The sequence below is a fragment of the Bradyrhizobium oligotrophicum genome, assembly GCF_051168495.1.
GTDB lineage: Bacteria > Pseudomonadota > Alphaproteobacteria > Rhizobiales > Xanthobacteraceae > Bradyrhizobium > Bradyrhizobium oligotrophicum_A.
The window spans coordinates 225,043-242,671 of sequence record NZ_JBNPVB010000013.1 but is presented as its reverse complement, the minus strand read 5'-3'; the positions used below and the strand labels follow the sequence as shown (position 1 = coordinate 242,671).

The following is a 17,629-nucleotide window of genomic DNA, read 5'->3' as shown; positions in this document are numbered from 1 at the left end:
CGCCCCTCGAAAAAACAACCCGACCTATCAAACGAGACTTGACTCACAAGACCCCATATGAGGGTGGGCAAAGGCGCACGCACGGTGCCACCAAATGCGAGATCGCGGATAGCGCCGTGCCCACCATCTCGCCGCTGAGCACGCTGATCGACGGTGGGCACGCCGCCGCCTGACGGCGGCCGCTTTGCCCACCCTACGCGACGTGCGCTTGGCCGCTTATGTTCACAAGCACCAACCTCGCGTCATTGCGAGCGCAGCGGCGCAGCAAAGCAATCCGGGGCTCAGCAAGGATTCTGGGTTGCTTAGCTGCGCTCGCAATGACGGCTGTTGAATTGGCCACGATCTCAGCCAAACACGTACATTTTGAGATCGCGCATTCGCCGTACTTGTCTGATCTCATCATCCAATGGACTTTGAACGTCTCCGAAAACGGAGCCTTGCGCGATGCAAAACAGACAATCCCGCGATGAGACCGATTGGTTCAGCGTCATCGCGATCGTTTCAGTCTTCGTGATCGCTAGTTTCGCGCTGCATTTCGGCTGGCAGCTGCACTGACCTCTCCTCGCGACATGCGAGGCAGGAGACGCCGCAGGCGAATCGCGACGAATGCGACGCTGCCCCCGCGCTACGCCGCCTTCTTCTTCTCCGCGAGCTCAGCAAGCTCCTTAAGAATATCCGTCGTACCCGCCAGCCGCTCTTCCGGCGTCTCCCAGACCTGCAGGAACACCACCTTCATGTCGGGGCGCACCTTGGCGGCCTGGCCGTGGCGCTTGATGAAGGCGACGAGGCGGTCGGGATAGGCAAAGCTGTTGTCGCGGAAGGCGATGACGGCGCCCTTCGGGCCGGCGTCGACTTTCTCGACATTGGCTCTGCGGCAGTAGTTCTTGATCGCGGCGACCTTGAACAGATAGCGCGTCTCGTCCGGCAGCTTGCCGAAGCGGTCGCGCAGTTCGGCGGCGAAATTGTCGATCTCGTCGTCGGTCTCGAGATCGGCGAGCCGGCGATACAGCGACAGCCGTACCGACAGATCCGAGACGTAGTCCTCCGGGATCAGCACGGGCATGCCGATCGTGATCTGCGGCGACCAGCGGTCGACGGTCGGCTCGGTGACGCCGGCCTTGAGGTTCTCGATCGCCTCCTCCAGCATCGACTGATAGAGTTCGAAGCCGACCTCCTTGATGTGGCCGGACTGCTCGTCGCCGAGCAGGTTGCCGGCGCCGCGGATGTCGAGGTCGTGGCTGGCGAGCTGGAAGCCGGCCCCCAGCGTCTCCAGCGACTGCAGCACGGTGAGGCGCTTCTCGGCCTGGGCGCTGATCTTGTGGGTCGACGGCAAAGTGAACAGCGCATAGGCGCGCAGCTTGGAGCGGCCGACGCGGCCGCGCAGCTGATAGAGCTGGGCGAGGCCGAACATGTCGGCGCGGTGCACGATCAGCGTGTTGGCGCGAGGAATGTCGAGGCCGGATTCCACGATCGTGGTCGACAACAGGATATCGAACTTGCCGTCGTAGAATGCCGAGATGATGTCCTCGATGACGGTCGGCGCCATCTGGCCATGGGCGACCGCGACTTTCATCTCCGGCACGGTCTTGTCGAGGAATTCCTTGACCTCGGCGAGATCGTCGATGCGCGGCACGACGTAGAAGGCCTGGCCACCGCGATAGCGCTCGCGCAGCAGCGCCTCGCGGATCATCACGGGATCATGCGGCGCGACGAAGGTGCGCACCGCGAGGCGATCGACCGGCGGCGAGGCGATGATCGACAGCTCGCGCACGCCGGTCAACGCCAGCTGAAGCGTGCGCGGGATCGGCGTTGCCGACAGCGTCAGCACGTGGACTTCGGCGCGCAGCTGCTTCAGGCGTTCCTTGTGGCTGACGCCGAAATGCTGCTCCTCGTCGACGATGACGAGGCCGAGATCGCGGAACTTGATCGCCTTGCCGAGCAGCGCATGGGTACCGACGACGATGTCGACCGAGCCGTCGGCGAGGCCCTTCTTGACCTGGTTGAGATCCTTGGTGCTGACCAGACGCGAGGCCTGCGCCACGTTGACCGGAAAACCCTGGAAACGCTCGCTGAAGTTTTTCGCATGCTGTCGCGCCAGCAGCGTGGTCGGGACCACGACCGCGACCTGCTTGCCTTCGAGCGCGACCGCAAACGCCGCGCGCAGCGCCACCTCGGTCTTGCCGAAGCCCACGTCGCCGCAGATCAGACGATCCATCGGACGTCCCGCTTCGAGATCGGCGAGCGTCGCCTGGATCGCGCCGAGCTGGTCCTCGGTCTCGTCATAGGGGAAGCGCGCGCAGAACTCGTCGTAGAGGCCGGCTTGCACGGGCAGCTTCGGCGCCTCGTGCAGCATGCGCTCGGCGGCGATCTTGATCAGCTCGCCCGCCATCTCGCGGATGCGGTTCTTCAGCTTGGCCTTGCGCGTCTGCCAGCCCGATCCGCCGAGCTTGTCGAGTTCGACGCTGGTCTGGTCGGAGCCGTAGCGCGACAGCAGCTCGATGTTCTCGACCGGCAGATACAGCTTGGTCTCGCCGGCATAGCGCAGCTCGAGACAGTCATGCGGTGCGCCGGCCACTTCCAATGTCTGCAGGCCGACGAAGCGGCCAATGCCGTGGTCGACATGGACGACGATGTCGCCAACGCCGAGGCTCGTGACCTCCGAGATGAAGTTGTCGAGCTTGCGGCTCGCCCGGCGCGGCCGCACCAGGCGGTCGCCGAGAATGTCCTGCTCGGAGATGACCGCGATCTGGTCGGTCTCGAATCCGGACTCCAGGCCGAGCAGCGCCAGCATGGTCTCGTTGCGCGGCGTCGCCTGCACCACGCGCCAGGTGTTGACGCTGGTGATGTGGATCAGCTTGTGGTCCTTCAACATGCTGGCCATGCGGTCGCGCGAGCCCTCGCTCCACAGCGCGATCACGACCTTCTTGCGCACCGACTGCAGCGCCTGGACATGCGCCACCACCGCCTCGAACACGTTGACGGCGGCGTCGTTGCGTTCCGGCGCGAAGTTGCGGCCCTGCCGCGCGCCGATGTCGACCACGCCAGCGCCCTCCGGCACGGCGAACGGCGTCATCCGCGCCAGCGGCACCGTTTCCAGCCGCGCGCTCCACTCTGACGACGTCAGATACAGCCGGTCGACCGTCAACGGCTTGTAGATCGCGCCGCCGCCGGGATGCTCCATCGCCTCGCGGCGGGCGTCGTAATAGTCGATGATCTGCTTGAAGCGCTCGCGCGCGGCGTCCTCGCCCTGCGGCTCGATGACGATGGGCGTGTGCGGCAGATAGTCGAACAACGTCTCCATCTTGTCGTGGAACAGCGGCAGCCAGTGCTCCATGCCGGGATAGCGGCGGCCTTCGCTGACGGCCTCGTACAGCGCATCGTCGCGCTCGGGCGCACCGAACTCGGCGACATAGCCCATGCGGAAGCGGCGGATGGTGTCGGTGACGAGCTGGAATTCGGAGACAGGCACCAGGTCGAGCGCGCGCATGTCGAGCATGGTGCGCTGGGTCTCGGCGTCGAAGGTGCGGATCGACTCCAGCGAGTCGCCGAAGAAGTCGAACCGCACCGGCTGGTCGAGGCCGGCCGGGAAGAGATCGAGGATGCCGCCGCGGACGGCATATTCGCCGCTCTCGCGCACGGTCGAGGAACGGTGATAGCCGTTGTGCTCCAGCCAGGCGATCACCGAGTCCATCGGCACGACATGGCCCGGCGCGACCGACAGCGCCTGCCCCGCCATCGTGTCGCGCGCCGGCACGCGCTGCAGGATGGCGTTGACCGTGGTCAGGACGATCAGCGGCTTGTCGCTGCCGGCCAGCCGCGACAGCCGCGCCAAAGTGGTGACGCGCTGGGCCAGGATGCCGCCATGCGGCGAGACGCGGTCGTAGGGCTGGCAGTCCCAGGCCGGGAACTGCATCACCGGAAGGTCAGGCGCGAAGAAGTCCAGCGCCCGCGCCAGCTGCTGCATCCGCGCGCCATCGCGGCAGACCACGGCGAGGCTGACCGCCGGCGGCTTTGGCCTGGCCGCGACCGCGCGCGCCAGATCCGAGACGACGAGGCCCTCGGCACCCTCGGCGACGTTGGCGAGCGTGAGCGCGCGCCCCGGCGCGAGGTGCTCGGCAGGCGACTTGACCGGGCTCTTCATCAATCGGCGTCCACCGCGCGGAACGCCTTGATGCGCGCGAACAGGGCTGCCGGCTGCTCCGGCGGCAACGGCTGGGCGCCGGTCACGGCGGCGTAGAGGTCGGCATCGGGAAGCTCGAGCAGGTCCTCGAGCTCGGCCACCTCCTGGTCCGAGAGCGTGCCGATCTCGGCATCCGCGAACCGCCCGAGAATCAGGTCCATCTCACGCGTACCGCGGTGCCAGCAGTGGAACAGCAGCCGCTTGCGGCGGTCGTCTAGGCCTTGGCTCGATCGGGTCGTTCCGGTCATCGCGACATCCTGCAGTACAACGCCAAAAGCCCGGACGGTGCCGGGCGCGGTTCGATATAGCGGCGCGCGGGGCCCGTGTCAGCCCTCCCGGGGTGCAGAACCGGCATGCCCGGCCCCTGAAACCGACGAAAAAAGAGGTGGATGTCGTGGCATTCACGGCTATTCCGGCTTTCAAACCGCTTTAAGTGTTCGTCCATGCGCCCTGCCGTCCTCAATCCGCTGTTTGCGCCGGTCACGACCCTGTCGGGGGTCGGGCCGAAGCAGGACAAGCTGCTGCGCTACCTGCTCGGCTGCAGCGACACGCCGCGCCTGGTCGACCTGCTGCTGCATCTGCCGGCCAGCGTGATCGACCGCCGCAACCGCCCCAAGGTGCGCGAGGCCGAGGTCGGAACGATGGTGACGCTCGAAGTCACGGTCGATCGCCACCGTCCCGGGCGCAGCGCGCGCGCGCCCTATCTGGTCTATGCCAGCGACGAGACCGGCGACGTCGTGCTGACGTTCTTCCGTCCCAAGGGCGACTACATCGAGAAGATCCTTCCCGTCGGGGCCAAGCGCTACGTCTCCGGCACCGTGCAGATGTATGACGGCGTGCCGCAGATCGTCCATCCCCACCCCATCCTGGACGAAGCAGCCTTTGCCAAGCTGTCAGGAATCGACCCGGTCTATCCGCTGACCGAAGGACTTGCGCTCGGCTCGTTGCGCCGCGCGATCGCGCTGGCGCTGACGAAGCTGCCGGACTTGCCGGAATGGATCAGCCCGGACGTGCTCAGCCGCTGCGGCTTCCCGCCGCTCAAGGAGGCGCTGACGCGGGTGCACGTTCCCGTCGAGCTGACCGACATCCTGCCGGAAAACCCGTTCTGGTCGCGGCTCGCCTTCGACGAGCTGCTCGCCGGCCAATTGGCGCTGGCGCTGGTGCGCGCGCAGCTGCGCCGCCCGGCCGGCAACCGCCACGCCGGCGACGGCCGCCTGCGCCATCGGATCATCGACGCCCTGCCCTATGCGCTGACGAACTCGCAAGGTCAGGCGATGGCCGCGATCGCGGCCGATCTCGAAAAGCCGGTGCGCATGCTGCGGCTGCTCCAGGGCGATGTCGGCTCGGGCAAGACCGTCGTGGCGCTGCTCGCAGCCGCCGCCGTTGCCGAGGCCGGCAAGCAGGCCGCGCTGATGGCGCCGACCGAGATTCTGGCCCGCCAGCATGCCAAGACGATCGCGCCGCTCGCCGAGCGCGCCGGCATGAACGTCGCGATCCTGACCGGCCGCGAGAAGGGCAAGGAGCGCCGCGACATCCTCGCCCGGCTGGAGGCCGGCGAGATCGACGTCCTCATCGGCACCCACGCGCTGATCCAGGACGACGTCATCTTCAAATCGCTGGCGCTCGCCATCGTCGACGAGCAGCACCGCTTCGGCGTCCGCGAGCGCCTCGCGCTCACGTCCAAGGGCGAGGCGGTCGACGTGCTGGTGCTGTCGGCGACCCCGATCCCGCGCACGCTGGTGCTGACCTATTTCGGCGACATGGATATTTCCGAGCTGCGCGAGAAGCCGGCCGGCCGCCAGCCGATCGACACCCGCGCGGTCGCCGACACCAGGCGCGGCGAGGTCATCGACGCCGTCGGCCGCGCGCTCGACGCCGGCAAGCTGGTGTACTGGATCTGCCCGCTGGTCGAGGAATCCGAGGCCGAGGGGATCGATCACCTCACCAATGCGACCGACCGGTTCGAGAGCCTGCGCGAGCGCTTCGGCGACAAGGTCGGCCTCGTCCACGGCAAGATGAAGGGCAGCGAGAAGGACGACGTCATGGGCCGCTTCGCGGCGCATGAGCTGCGATTGCTCGTTGCCACGACCGTGGTCGAGGTCGGCGTCGACGTGCCCGCGGCGACCATCATGGTGATCGAGAATGCCGAGCGCTTCGGCCTCGCCCAATTGCACCAGCTGCGCGGCCGCATCGGCCGCGGCTCGGAGGCCTCGACCTGCATCCTGCTCTACCACGAGCCGCTCGGGCAGATGTCGAAGGCGCGGCTCGCCGTCATCCGCGAGACCACCGACGGCTTCCGCATCGCCGAGGAGGATTTGAAGCTGCGCGGCGAAGGCGACGTGCTCGGCATCCGCCAGAGCGGCCTGCCCGGCTACCGCATCGCCCGCCCCGAGGTGCATGCGCAACTGATCACCCAGGCGCGCGACGAGGCGCTGCGGATCCTCAAGGAGGATCCCAAGCTGAAGGGCCCGCGCAGCGACGCGCTGCGCTGTCTGCTGTATCTCTACGAACGCGACGAGGCGATCCCGCTGCTGACGGCCGGGTAAAAGAACAATAGCACCGCTGGCGCGCTGTGGGATGCAGCGCCCTCGCCCCTTGTGGGAGAGGGCATCGCCGGCCGATCCGCAGGCTCGGTTGGGTGAGGGGTCTCTCTCCGCATACGGTGCTCGTGGAGGCAGACCCCTCACCCAACCGAATTCGCCGAACTGTCCTACATGCCCTCTCCCACAAGGGGCGAGGGCGCATTCACAGGCATCCCGCTCCTCTTCCGGTCGCCGAGCGTGGGTATCAGGGAGCGCAACTAAGACTGCCTATTTCGCCTTGCAGCTCTCGGCGAACGCGACGAGGTGCGCGGCGTCCCTCCCCTCGCCCTGCACATCGGCCGCGATGTGCTCGAACAGCCGGGCAAAGCCTTCGTAGATCAGCGCGGCCGGATGATCCGGTCCGAGGAAGCCCGCGATCTCGCGCATCTCGGCAACCCAGCGATAGGCCTTCGGCAGCATGTCCGGCAGCGCATTGGCGAGCCGCGCCTGGACGTGCGGCAGGCTGAGCGCGAGTTCGTCGCGTAGCGCGTCTGCGGCGCCGGCACGGGTGGCGGCCAGCACCATCGCGGCGCCGAGTCCCGCCAGGCCCTTGTTGATGCCGGCATAGGACATCTTCAGCGCCGAGGCGGCGCCGACCGGCCCTGCGATCGGGCGCAGATCGAGCCCGAGCTGCCCCAGTACGCTCACATCCGCCGCCGCATCGCCGCTGACATACAACGCAGGCCCCTTCGTGCCCGGCTTCGGCGGCAGGCCGATGATGGCGGCATCGACGAGGCGGGCGCCGGAGGACAGCACGATGTCCTCGATCCTCCGGATGGTCTCGACGTTGACCGCGTTGCAGTCGACGATGACGGGTTTGTTCGCATTCCGATTGATGACGGTCGCGAGCTGCTCGGCCAGCGCCACCGCCTCGCCCGGCGGCACGATCGACAGGATGATGTCGGCATTGGCGATCTCGGCCTCGCTCGCCGCAATCATGCCGGACGCGGCTGCGCGCTCTCGTGTCGCTGCGCTGCGCCCGTCGAGCGAGGTCAGCACCGTGCAGCCGTGCTCGACGAGGCGGGCGGCGATGGCGCTGCCCATGGCGCCGGGCGCGATGACGGCAATGCTCGGGGGCATGATGAGGCTCCGATATCCAACGACGGTCGCGGAGACTATGCGCGGCGCATGACAAAACGGAAGCCACGAAAACGAGGGGCAGCCCTTCCGGGCTGCCCCTCGCCTTGCCGCAACGGCGGTGCCGCTCGCCCCGCAGAACCCCAAGAGCGTCGCCGCCGCGGCCGACCTCAGAACGAGATCTTCAGTCCCCCGCTGCCGTAGAAGTCGTCGCCGCCGCTGCGCCCGACGGTGCGCGAGACATTGGCCGTCAGCGCCACGTTGCTCCAGAACGGCGCGACGACGCCGGCGCTGACCCGGCCATAGACGTCGTGCGAGGTGCCGTTGGGGACGGTCCAGTTGTTCACGATCAGCGGCGCCGAGGTCGCGCCGTACTGGATCAGGCGACCATTGCCGATGATGTCGTCATCGAGCGTCAGGTTCAGATACGGGCTGATGATGGCACCCTGCACCTGGAACGGCGTCCGCAGCTGCACGCCGACGCTGCCGATCAGGGTCTCGGCGGTCTGCGCGCCGACATTCAACGTCAGCGCGGGATCGCCGGCTTCGGTGAAGCCGTCGACGCGGGCGCGGGCATAGGTCAACCCGCCGATCGGGCCGAGCTTGGCGCTGCCGGCATCGAACAGATAGCCGGCCTTGCCCGCCGCGACGAAGGTCGTGCCGCCAGGATTGGACGTGATGGTGTCGACGACGCCCGGCCGCGTGTTGCGATAGTCCTGGTGGCCGATCGTGGCGAAGCCTTGCGCAAACAGGTTGCTGCTGGCCCAGGCGCCGTAGAGGCCGAACTGATAGGAGTTGGAGTCCGTGGTGCCGGCATTGTTGAACAGCTTCGCCTTCGGATTGGCATAGTCGAAGGCCGCGCCGATCAGGGCGTTCGGCGACAGCCGATAGTCGACGCCGATGGTGCCGCCGACGCTGTCGAGATTGAAGCCGTTCGAGGCGACGTTGCCCTGGCGGTCGCTGACGCCGCCATTGCCCTGCATGTAGAACGACCACGGGCTGACGGCTGCGAGCGGCGGCGCCTTGCCATAGGGCGGCGCCTTGGTCACCGACGCATACGCGTTCATCGTCGATGGCGCAAAACCCGCGGTCTCGCGGAACAGATCGAGCTTGCCGAACAGCGTCGCGGCGAACCCCATCGCCGCGATCGACCCCACCTCGCCCTGCGGTGCCATGGTCAGCGGCGCGTTGAGGCGGTTGACGATGTACTGGCCCAACACCTCGAAGCCGTGCGACGTCAAGTGGATGCCGTCGACATAGAACAGATACTGGTTCTGCAGCGCCGGATTGCCGATGCAGGCGACCGGACAGGCGCCGGCATTGGTGAAGCCATAGCGTGACGGATTGGCCTGGATCAGCGTCCCGAGCAGTCCGGTGTCGACATATTCGACACGCACGCCGGAACGCGCGATGCCCGCGAGCTGGGCCTGCATCAGGCTGTTGTAGGTCGTGCTGTAGGCTGCGCCGGCCGCGGCGTTGGCATTGCCGATCGCCTCCGGCAGCGTGCTGACGTTGCCGGCCGTGAACACGATCGTGCGCGCGCCATCGCCGACCAGCGCATTGATGCCGGCCATCGCCTGCTGCGCTGTAACGGCCGCAGCCGCCGGCGCGCCCGCGAGCGAACCGCCGGACCGGTAGTAGGCCCGCGCATCATTGCCGCCGATCGAAATCTCGACCAGATCGTTCGGCGAGATCGTGCCGGAGAATCCCGTCAGTCCGCTCCATTCCTGGAAGAAGCCGGGAATGCCCGCTCCGACGACGTTGGTGGTCCCGGCCATCGCGCCGCCGATCGCGTAGTTGAGCTGGGGGATGCCGAGCAGTGCCGATGTCGTATCGACGAAATTGGTGCCGCCGCTGAAACGGCCGGTGGGATAGAGAGGGAGCTTTCCGATGCCGCCGGTAAAGGTCCAGAGGTTGCCTGTGTCGGCATAGCTGTCGCCGAAGGCCTGGATACGTGTATAGGTTGTCTGGGCCAAGGCGGGTTCGGACAGCTGCAGCCAGGCTCCCGACAGCGCCATTGCACACGACAGCAACGTCCTGCTCACAGACCTCATGCGCGTCTCCCCAACGCCTTATCTCTTGTTGGCCCGATGTTTCCACGGTGACGAATTGAAACACCACCGTCCGTGGGTTGTAGGGGCGAAGCCATTCGTGGCTGTGCCCTCCAGGCACCATCATGCAGCGCAAAGCGCGGCGATGCGCACCGCGGCCCGCTTGGCGCACCGATCAATGAAGACTGCTGACAGAATCTGACAGGAGGTTCCGTTACTCCTCCGGCTTCAGCGCCTCAGCCGGCGCCGCCACCGGAGACACGACGATGCCCGAGTTCAATTTCCTGATTCTCTATGTCGATAACCCGCCGAGGAGCGCGGCCTTCTATGCCGACCTGCTCGGCCGGCCCGTGATCGAGCAATCGCCGACCTTCGCAATGCTGCCACTGCGCGAGGGCGTCATGCTGGGCCTGTGGTCGCGGCACACGGTCGAGCCGGCCGCAACCGGCGCAGCAGGCTTCGGCGAGGTCGCGTTCGCGGTCGGCGATGCCGGCGAGGTCGAACGGCTGCATGCCGACTGGACGGCGCGCGGGCTTTCGATCGCGCAGGCACCGACACGGATGGATTTCGGCACGACCTTCGTCGCGCTCGATCCGGACGGGCACCGGCTGCGCGTATTCGTTTCGCAGGATCAGACCTAGCCTCGCCGTCGGGACGTTCCGACTTTCAGGTCAGTCCGCCTTGGCCGGCTCCGGCTCGAGCTGCGGCGATTGCGTGGGGGCGTTTGCGAGGCGCGCGGTGTTGGCCATGCTGGCCAGCGCCGCGACCTTCTTCTGCTGGTCCGAGCCGGGCTGCACCACGCCGCAGGACATGATCAGGGTCGCCGCGTCCTCGGCGCTCATGTCGACCTCGATGATCTTGCTCTTCGGCAGGTAGAAGAAGAAGCCCGTGGTCGGGTTCGGAGCGCAGGGCAGGAACACCGAGATCTGCTCGTCGTCGCCGGGCAGCCGGCTCGCGACCTCCGTGCTCGGCGGCTGCGAGATCAGCACGATCGACCACATGCCCGGCGACGGAAACTCGACCAGCCCGACGCGACGCAGGCTCGATCCCTTGCCCGAGAACAGCGTCTCGAACACCTGCTTGAGGCCGCGATAGATCGCGCGCACCGCCGGGATGCGGCCGAGCAGCCGCTCGCCGAGATCGACCAGGGTGCGGCCGATCAGGTTGGCGGTGAGAAAGCCGAGCAGTGTGAGGCCGATGACGGCAACGATCAGGCCGGAGCCCGGTACGCCGAACGGCAGATAGGTTTCCGGCCGGTACGCCAGGGGAACGAACGGACGCACCAGCCCGTCCACCCAGGTCACGAACCACCAGGTGATGTACAGGGTGATGGCGACGGGGCCCGCGACGACGAGGCCGGTCAGGAAATAGTTCCGGAATCGGAACATCAGCCCGTGATGGGGCGTTTCGGCCGGCGGTTCGGTCAAAGGATTCGTCTCAGGCGGCAGGTCGTCGCGGGAACTCATGCGGACTTCCGGATCGGATCAGGGCTCAGTTGGGGTCTTAGCAGATTTTTGGAAGGGCAACGCCCACTTTCCGACACACCGCATGCTTTGCCGCGCCCGTGTGGCCGGCGCGCCGGTACCGGCTCCCTGGTCCGTCTGTGCCGTGCGAGCAGCCTCTCAACCGTCGATTTGCCGCATCAGGTGCCGCGCAGCGGCAGGGCCAGGCCGACGGCCACGAAGATGCCCCCGCAGACCTGGTTGAAGCGCCGTCCCACCCGGGCAAGCCAGGGACGAACCCGGGCGGCCGCGCTGGCGATGGCGTATTCGGTGACGAACTCGGTGACCGTATAGGTGGTGGCCACGATGGCGAACTGAACCGGCAGGCTGCGATCGGTGGCGATGAATTGCGGCAGCAGCGCGCTGAAGAACAGCAGGCATTTCGGGTTGGTGGCCGCGGTCAGGAAACCCTGGCGAAACAGCGAATGCGCGCTGGCCTTGAGGTTTTCCGCGCGGACATTGACGGCCACCGGCGGCGCCCGCCACAGTCTGACGCCGAGCCAGGCGAGATAGAGCCCGCCGACCCACTTCAGCACCACCAGCCACGTCACCGACGATTGTACCAGCGCACCGATGCCGAACATGCAGAGCGCGATGACGAGGACGAATCCGATCAGGCCGCCTGCGATCGTGAACAAGGTCCTCTGCCCGCCATGGAGCGCGCCGTGAGTCAGCGCGAGCAGGCCATTCGGCCCAGGCGTGAGGGAAATCCCGATGCTCGTGAGCAGGAACAGCAGCCAGGTGTCGAGCGCCATTGAGGTCCCCCGTCATGAAGCGGACCGACCGAGCCGATGCCGGGGTCATCGCCAGACGCTGATGTCGGATTGCTGATCGGATGGCAAGCCGGGCTGGCGCGCCACGACTGCCGCGCCATTCAGAACCGATCGAACGCTAGCGACCAAGTGACGGATGAGCGCGAATAGAACCGGTGTCGTCCCGGACAAGCCCGCCGACGCGACAGCGTTGCCGGGCGCAGATCCGGGACTCATGGACCCATACTCCCGCAAGATGGTTTGAGGCACGCTGGAGCGGCCAGAGCTGCCAGCATAGGAGCGCGGTGGTTATGGATCCCGGCTTTCGCCGGGATGACGTCGAGGATGCGGAGGTGGCGTCGCCTCTACTCCACCGTGACGGACTTGGCGAGGTTGCGCGGCTGGTCGACGTCGGTCCCCATCACCACGGCCGTGTGATAGGCCAGCAGCTGGACCGGAATGGCATAGACGATCGGCGTGAAGGTGGCCGCCATGTCGGGCAGGATGATCGTGACCAGCGAGTCCACGGTGGCCTCCTCGGCCCCTTTGGCATCGGTCATCAGGATGATGTTGCCACCGCGCGCGGCGACCTCCTGCATGTTCGACACGGTCTTCTCGAACACGCGATCATAGGGGGCGATCACGACGACCGGCATGGTCTCGTCGATCAGTGCGATCGGGCCGTGCTTGAGCTCGCCGGCGGCGTAGCCCTCGGCGTGGATGTAGGAGATTTCCTTCAGCTTCAGTGCGCCTTCCAGCGCCAGCGGATAGGACGTGCCGCGGCCGAGATAGAGCACGTCCTTCGACTTCGCGATTTCGCGGGCGAGCTTCTCAATCTGCGGCTCGATCGTCAGCGCGGCGGCAATCAGGCGCGGCACCTCGACGAGGCCATGTACCAGCTTGGTCTCGTCAGCCTCCGACAATTCGCCGCGGCCGCGGCCGGCTGCGATCGCCAGCGCGGCCAGCACCATCAGCTGGCAGGTGAACGCCTTGGTCGAGGCGACGCCGATCTCCGGACCCGCCAAGGTAGGCATCACGATCTCGCTCTCGCGCGCAATCGTCGACGTCGGCACGTTGACGACGGAGAGCGTGTGCACGCCCTGTGATTTCGCGTAGCGCAGCGCGGCCAGCGTGTCGGCGGTCTCGCCGGACTGCGAGATGAAGATGGCGAGATCGCCCTTGCGCAGCGGCGCCTCGCGGTAGCGGAACTCCGAGGCGACGTCGAGCTCGACCGGAACGCGCGCGAAGCGCTCGAACCAGTATTTGGCGACGAAGCCGGCATAGCTCGCGGTGCCGCAGGCGGTGATCGAGATGCGCTGGATGTCGTTGAAGTCGAACGGCAGCCGCGCCGGCAGCATCACCCGCTCGGTGCCCATGTCGACATAGCGCGCCAGCGTGTGGCCGACCACCTCCGGCTGCTCGTGGATCTCCTTGGCCATGAAGTGGCGGTAGTTGGCCTTGTCGACCAGCGAGGTCGAGGGACCATGCTTGACGATCTCGCGATTGACGACCGCATTGTTGCGATCATAGACCGTGGCGCCTTTGTGGGTCAGCACCACCCAGTCGCCATCCTCGAGATAGCTGATGTTGTCGGTGAAGGGGCCGAGCGCGATGGCGTCCGACCCAAGATACATCTCGCCGCTACCATAGCCGACGGCGAGCGGCGGGCCGTTGCGAGCACCGATCAGGAGATCGTCCTGCCCTGCGAAGATGAAGCCAAGCGCGAAAGCGCCCTTCAGTTTCGACAACGTCTCGCGCACGGCATCGACCGGCGCAACGCCTTGACTCAGTAGATCGTCGACCAGATGCACGACGATCTCGGTATCGGTCTCAGTCGAAAATATCGTTCCCTTCTTCTGGAGGGCTTCACGAAGCTCGTGAAAGTTCTCAATGATGCCGTTGTGAACGACGGCGACACGGTCGGTCGCGTGAGGATGCGCGTTGTTCTCTGTCGGCTTACCATGCGTCGCCCAGCGCGTATGACCGATCCCGGTGAAGCCCTTAAGGGGCTGGGCCTGCAGCCGCGCTTCGAGGTTCTTCAGTTTCCCTTCGGCGCGACGACGCTCCAGGATTCCACCTTCGAGCGTGGCGACGCCTGCGGAATCATAACCGCGATATTCGAGCCGCTTGAGCGAATCGACCAACTGCTCGGCGACTGGCCCGCGTCCCAAAATGCCGACAATTCCGCACATCAGCGCTAGTCCCCAAATCGTCGAGAATGATTCAAATGCGTGGCTGTGTCTTAACGAAAGCCGCGCGCTTTCAGGGTTCAATAATTATTGCGGATTGCGACAGGGTTAAGTGGCAAGCTTAACTGCGTGAGCCCAGCGCTTTAACGTCCCTTCAAGGCTTTCGCACGAGACTGTCGCGTCGGAGATGCTCCCATGACCACCCGTCGCCCATCTGATGCCAAAGGCACGAACTCGCTGAGCCTGTCACATCCCACGTCGGGAAGCCACCTCGCGCATTGGCCGCCGCCGACCATGGGGCATGAGCTGAAGCCGATGCCGATCAAGCATCGCGGCGTCAACGAACCGGTCAAGCGCGCCACCCGCCGCGGCTGGCGCCTCACCCGTGAGATGTTCGCCGAGTTCCAGGACGACGAAGGCTGAACTCTGTCGCCGCCCCCGTGCAGCGAGAGCCGACGAAGTCCCCCGATCATGTCTTGTGGCGTTGCTTCGCGGCCCGAAAGCGTGCCGCCGCCCCCTCGCGCGTCGTCTGCTGACTGCGCTCCAGCGCCAGCGCATCGTCGGGCACGTCGCGCGTGATCACCGAACCCGAGCCGATATAGGCGCGCGCGCCGATGCTGATCGGCGCCACCAGCGAGGTGTTGGTGCCGATGAAGGCGCCCTCGCCGATAACAGTCTTGTGCTTGTTGAAGCCGTCATAGTTGCAGGTGATGGTGCCGGCGCCGATGTTCGAATTGGCGCCGACATGGGCGTCGCCGATGTAGGACAGATGGTTGACCTTGACGCCCGCCTCCAGCACCGCGGCCTTGGCCTCGACGAAATTGCCGATCTTGGCGCCGTCGCCGAGCGACGTGCCCGGCCGGAGCCGCGCGAACGGGCCGAGCAGGCTGTTGCGGCCGAGCTTTGACTGCACGATGTGCGAAAAGGAATGCACGATCGCGCCGTCGCCGATCGAGACGCCGGGGCCGATGACGACGAACGGTTCGATCGTGACGTCCTGACCGAACGTCGTGTCGGCGGCGAGATAGACGGTCTCCGGCGCGATCAGTGTGACGCCGGCGTCCATCGCCGCGCGTCGCAGCCGGGTCTGCATCACCGCCTCGGCCTCGGCGAGCTGCGCCTTGGTGTTGATGCCGCGCACCTCGTCCTCGGAGGTCTCGATCACGGCGGCCTCGAGGCCCTGCGCGCGCGCGATGGCGACGGCGTCGACGAGGTAATATTCGCCCTTGCTGTTGGCATTGCCGATCGCGTCGAGGATCGCGAGCGCGCGCCGGCCGTCCATCGCCATGACGCCGGCATTGCACAGCGTGATCGCCCGCTCCTCCTCCGACGCATCGGCCTGCTCGCGGATCGCGACGAGCTTCGTCCCGTCGAGCAGCAGACGGCCGTAGCCGGTGGGGTCCGCGGCACGGAAGCCGAGCACGGCGAGCGCTGCGCCCTTGGCCAGCGGCGCCCGCAGCCGCGCGAACGTCTCCGCGGTGATCAACGGCGTGTCGCCGAACGCCACCAGCAGGTCGTCGGCACCGCGCGCGATCGCCGCCCGCGCGGCCAGCACCGCATGCGCGGTGCCGAGCCGCTCGCGCTGGACGAAGATGTCAGCATCGGGGCGCAGGCGCTTCGCTTCCTTCTCGACCGCGGCGTGATCCGGTCCCACCACGACCGCGATGCCGGCGCCGTCCCCCTTGGGCGCGGCCGCAAGGACGTGCGCGAGCAATGATTCGCCGGCAATGGGATGCAGCACCTTGGGCATGCTCGTGCGCATCCGCGTGCCCTCTCCTGCCGCGAGCACGATGGTCAGACTGGATCGAGCGGACATGAAACACCTGGAATGAAGGGAGCGCATAGGTCGCGCTGTCATAATGCGTTTTCTGCGTGCGGCAAACCGCACCGGCTGAAGCCCCTGGTGGTTTTCCTGTTAATGTCCGTTTCGTGATTCGATTAAGGCAGGTTCATGGCTAGGGACTCCCACAAAACAGCCGGCGCGCATGGAGCTGAGAAGGCGGGCGCGACACCGTCCGGACTGTTTGCCGACGAGAACGAGTTCGATCGCCGCACCCTGTGGCGGCTCGGCTGGTGGGGAGCCGGCGCCGTCGGGGCCGTCGGCCTGGCCGTTTTCGTCAATCAGACCGCGCAGGGCTGGCGACAGGACCGTATTTATGCGGCCGATTTGTCGCGTCAGGCGCAGCTGCTGCAGTCGCTGGCGCGCGACACCCAGGGCGAGGCGCGCCAACTCGGCGCGGCCATCGAGACGCTCAACACCGATCGCGACCGGCTCTATGCGCGCGTGACCGTGCTCGAGCAGGGACTGGAATCGGTCACCGGAGCGCTGGCCAAGCAGAACACCCCGGGCGGCACGGCTCAGGCCTCCGCCAACCGGCCCGCGCCGCAGCCGCAGATCGCGGCCGTGGACACCCAGCCGCCGTCGCCGTCACCGTCGGGCTCCCCGACATCCGGTTCGCTACCGGCCTACGCCAATTTGTCGCCGTTCATGCCCGTGCCCGCCGGAGCCGCTCCGACGGCTGCCGGCCAGCCCGCATCGACGCCCCCCGCTGCGATCTCCGGCTCGCCGGCCCCCGCTGCCGCGAGTTCCAAACCGGGGACCGCCGCCGCCGAGCCCGCCGCCAAGCCGACCGAGCCGGACAGGCTCGCCAAGGCCGATACCGCGGACACCGGCGTCAAGGGCGCCGATGGCGCGGAGGCCGTGGCCACGCCCGTGCAGAAGACCGAATTCGCCGTCGATCTCGGCGGCGCAAATTCCATCGCCGGCCTGCGGGCGCTGTGGCGCGGCCTCGCAAAGAGCAATGCCGATCTCGCGGCGCTCAGGCCCATCATCATGCTGAAGGAAGGCCGCGGCGGCCCCGGCATGCTGCTCCGGCTCGGTGCCGGCCCACTGACCGATGCGGCGGCGGCGGCCAGGATCTGCGCCGCGCTGGCCGAAGCCCAGCGTCCTTGCGAAACCACCGTCTATGACGGCCAGCGTCTCGCGGTCGGCGACGAACCGGAGGGCGCCGACGCGGCGAAGCTGGGCAGCCCCGCGGGGGCCGCGCCGAAGCCGGTCCCGGCGCAGCGCCGGCGCGTGCTGCAGCCACAGGCCCAGCAGCAGCAGCGCCACGGCAAGCGCGAGGAACCGCCGGCGGCGGCGGCCGCCGCTCCCCCTGCACCGCCGGTGGAGCCGCCCAAGCCCGAGCAGCCGTCGGCGCTGTCGTCGTTCTTCCGCCGCTCCTGAGCCTCGAATCACCGCGTCGCGAAAGCCGGTTACGGCGGGCTGTGAAAGCAGTCCGCGAAGGCCTTTGCGG

At 67.1% G+C, this 17,629-nt stretch carries 12 protein-coding genes; 4 read left to right on the top strand and 8 right to left on the bottom strand.

The window, feature by feature from the left end; genetic code table 11:
• Nucleotides 1–625 precede the first annotated feature (625 nt).
• Both mfd and ACQR1B_RS24100 read right to left on the bottom strand, forming a co-directional pair.
• Entirely contained in the window at nt 626–4,141 is a 3,516-nt protein-coding gene (gene mfd, locus ACQR1B_RS24105) for a transcription-repair coupling factor (RefSeq protein ID WP_434834052.1), read from the bottom strand.
• Complete coding sequence (locus ACQR1B_RS24100) at nt 4,141–4,428, bottom strand: succinate dehydrogenase assembly factor 2 (RefSeq protein ID WP_434834051.1); 288 nt, start codon at nt 4,426–4,428, stop codon at nt 4,141–4,143. Before ACQR1B_RS24100 ends, mfd begins: the two co-directional genes overlap by 1 nt.
• A 195-nt stretch (nt 4,429–4,623) precedes the next feature.
• Between ACQR1B_RS24100 and recG the strand changes: the two genes are divergently transcribed.
• The gene (gene recG, locus ACQR1B_RS24095; RefSeq protein WP_434834050.1) at nt 4,624–6,726 is read left to right on the top strand and encodes an ATP-dependent DNA helicase RecG; all 2,103 of its coding nucleotides are present in this window, start codon (nt 4,624–4,626) and stop codon (nt 6,724–6,726) included.
• A 264-nt stretch (nt 6,727–6,990) separates the two neighbouring features.
• Here the strand turns inward: recG and ACQR1B_RS24090 are convergent, their stop codons facing one another.
• Together ACQR1B_RS24090 and ACQR1B_RS24085 are read right to left on the bottom strand one after the other, a co-directional pair.
• A complete protein-coding gene (locus ACQR1B_RS24090; RefSeq protein ID WP_434834049.1) occupies nt 6,991–7,842 on the bottom strand; it encodes a DUF1932 domain-containing protein in 852 nt (283 codons plus the stop codon).
• A 167-nt stretch (nt 7,843–8,009) separates the two neighbouring features.
• The gene (locus ACQR1B_RS24085) at nt 8,010–9,893 is read right to left on the bottom strand and encodes an autotransporter domain-containing protein (RefSeq protein ID WP_434834048.1); all 1,884 of its coding nucleotides are present in this window, start codon (nt 9,891–9,893) and stop codon (nt 8,010–8,012) included.
• Between the two features lie 263 nt (nt 9,894–10,156).
• On the opposite strand from ACQR1B_RS24085, the gene ACQR1B_RS24080 reads away from it, so the two are divergent.
• On the top strand, nt 10,157–10,531 hold the full coding sequence (locus ACQR1B_RS24080) for a VOC family protein (protein ID WP_434834047.1): 375 nt from the start codon (nt 10,157–10,159) through the stop codon (nt 10,529–10,531).
• A 30-nt stretch (nt 10,532–10,561) separates the two neighbouring features.
• On the opposite strand, the gene ACQR1B_RS24075 is transcribed toward ACQR1B_RS24080, so the two are convergent.
• The 3 genes from ACQR1B_RS24075 to glmS all read right to left on the bottom strand — a co-directional run bounded on the left by ACQR1B_RS24075 (nt 10,562) and on the right by glmS (nt 14,336).
• A complete protein-coding gene (locus ACQR1B_RS24075; RefSeq protein ID WP_434834046.1) occupies nt 10,562–11,356 on the bottom strand; it encodes a DUF502 domain-containing protein in 795 nt (264 codons plus the stop codon).
• A 176-nt stretch (nt 11,357–11,532) separates the two neighbouring features.
• Complete coding sequence (locus ACQR1B_RS24070; protein WP_434834045.1) at nt 11,533–12,147, bottom strand: LysE family translocator; 615 nt, start codon at nt 12,145–12,147, stop codon at nt 11,533–11,535.
• 362 nt (nt 12,148–12,509) lie between these two features.
• On the bottom strand, nt 12,510–14,336 hold the full coding sequence (glmS, locus tag ACQR1B_RS24065) for a glutamine--fructose-6-phosphate transaminase (isomerizing) (protein ID WP_434834044.1): 1,827 nt from the start codon (nt 14,334–14,336) through the stop codon (nt 12,510–12,512).
• A 192-nt stretch (nt 14,337–14,528) separates the two neighbouring features.
• On the opposite strand from glmS, the gene ACQR1B_RS24060 reads away from it, so the two are divergent.
• Nucleotides 14,529–14,756 (top strand): hypothetical protein, encoded by a 228-nt coding sequence (locus tag ACQR1B_RS24060; RefSeq protein ID WP_434834043.1) that lies wholly within the window; start codon nt 14,529–14,531, stop codon nt 14,754–14,756.
• 46 nt (nt 14,757–14,802) lie between these two features.
• Here the strand turns inward: ACQR1B_RS24060 and glmU are convergent, their stop codons facing one another.
• Complete coding sequence (gene glmU, locus ACQR1B_RS24055) at nt 14,803–16,149, bottom strand: bifunctional UDP-N-acetylglucosamine diphosphorylase/glucosamine-1-phosphate N-acetyltransferase GlmU (RefSeq protein WP_434834042.1); 1,347 nt, start codon at nt 16,147–16,149, stop codon at nt 14,803–14,805.
• A gap of 135 nt (nt 16,150–16,284) precedes the next feature.
• Between glmU and ACQR1B_RS24050 the strand changes: the two genes are divergently transcribed.
• Complete coding sequence (locus tag ACQR1B_RS24050) at nt 16,285–17,559, top strand: hypothetical protein (protein ID WP_434834041.1); 1,275 nt, start codon at nt 16,285–16,287, stop codon at nt 17,557–17,559.
• Nucleotides 17,560–17,629 lie beyond the last annotated feature (70 nt).

What these genes read in the sequence shown, in the direction of transcription:
- mfd (WP_434834052.1), bottom strand. Translation starts at nt 4,141, where the DNA reads ATGAAGAGCCCGGTCAAGTCGCCTGCCGAGCACCTCGCGCCGGGGCGC.
- ACQR1B_RS24100 (WP_434834051.1), bottom strand. Translation starts at nt 4,428, where the DNA reads ATGACCGGAACGACCCGATCGAGCCAAGGCCTAGACGACCGCCGCAAG.
- recG (WP_434834050.1), top strand. Translation starts at nt 4,624, where the DNA reads ATGCGCCCTGCCGTCCTCAATCCGCTGTTTGCGCCGGTCACGACCCTG.
- ACQR1B_RS24090 (WP_434834049.1), bottom strand. Translation starts at nt 7,842, where the DNA reads ATGCCCCCGAGCATTGCCGTCATCGCGCCCGGCGCCATGGGCAGCGCC.
- ACQR1B_RS24085 (WP_434834048.1), bottom strand. Translation starts at nt 9,893, where the DNA reads ATGAGGTCTGTGAGCAGGACGTTGCTGTCGTGTGCAATGGCGCTGTCG.
- ACQR1B_RS24080 (WP_434834047.1), top strand. Translation starts at nt 10,157, where the DNA reads ATGCCCGAGTTCAATTTCCTGATTCTCTATGTCGATAACCCGCCGAGG.
- ACQR1B_RS24075 (WP_434834046.1), bottom strand. Translation starts at nt 11,356, where the DNA reads ATGAGTTCCCGCGACGACCTGCCGCCTGAGACGAATCCTTTGACCGAA.
- ACQR1B_RS24070 (WP_434834045.1), bottom strand. Translation starts at nt 12,147, where the DNA reads ATGGCGCTCGACACCTGGCTGCTGTTCCTGCTCACGAGCATCGGGATT.
- glmS (WP_434834044.1), bottom strand. Translation starts at nt 14,336, where the DNA reads ATGTGCGGAATTGTCGGCATTTTGGGACGCGGGCCAGTCGCCGAGCAG.
- ACQR1B_RS24060 (WP_434834043.1), top strand. Translation starts at nt 14,529, where the DNA reads ATGACCACCCGTCGCCCATCTGATGCCAAAGGCACGAACTCGCTGAGC.
- glmU (WP_434834042.1), bottom strand. Translation starts at nt 16,149, where the DNA reads ATGTCCGCTCGATCCAGTCTGACCATCGTGCTCGCGGCAGGAGAGGGC.
- ACQR1B_RS24050 (WP_434834041.1), top strand. Translation starts at nt 16,285, where the DNA reads ATGGCTAGGGACTCCCACAAAACAGCCGGCGCGCATGGAGCTGAGAAG.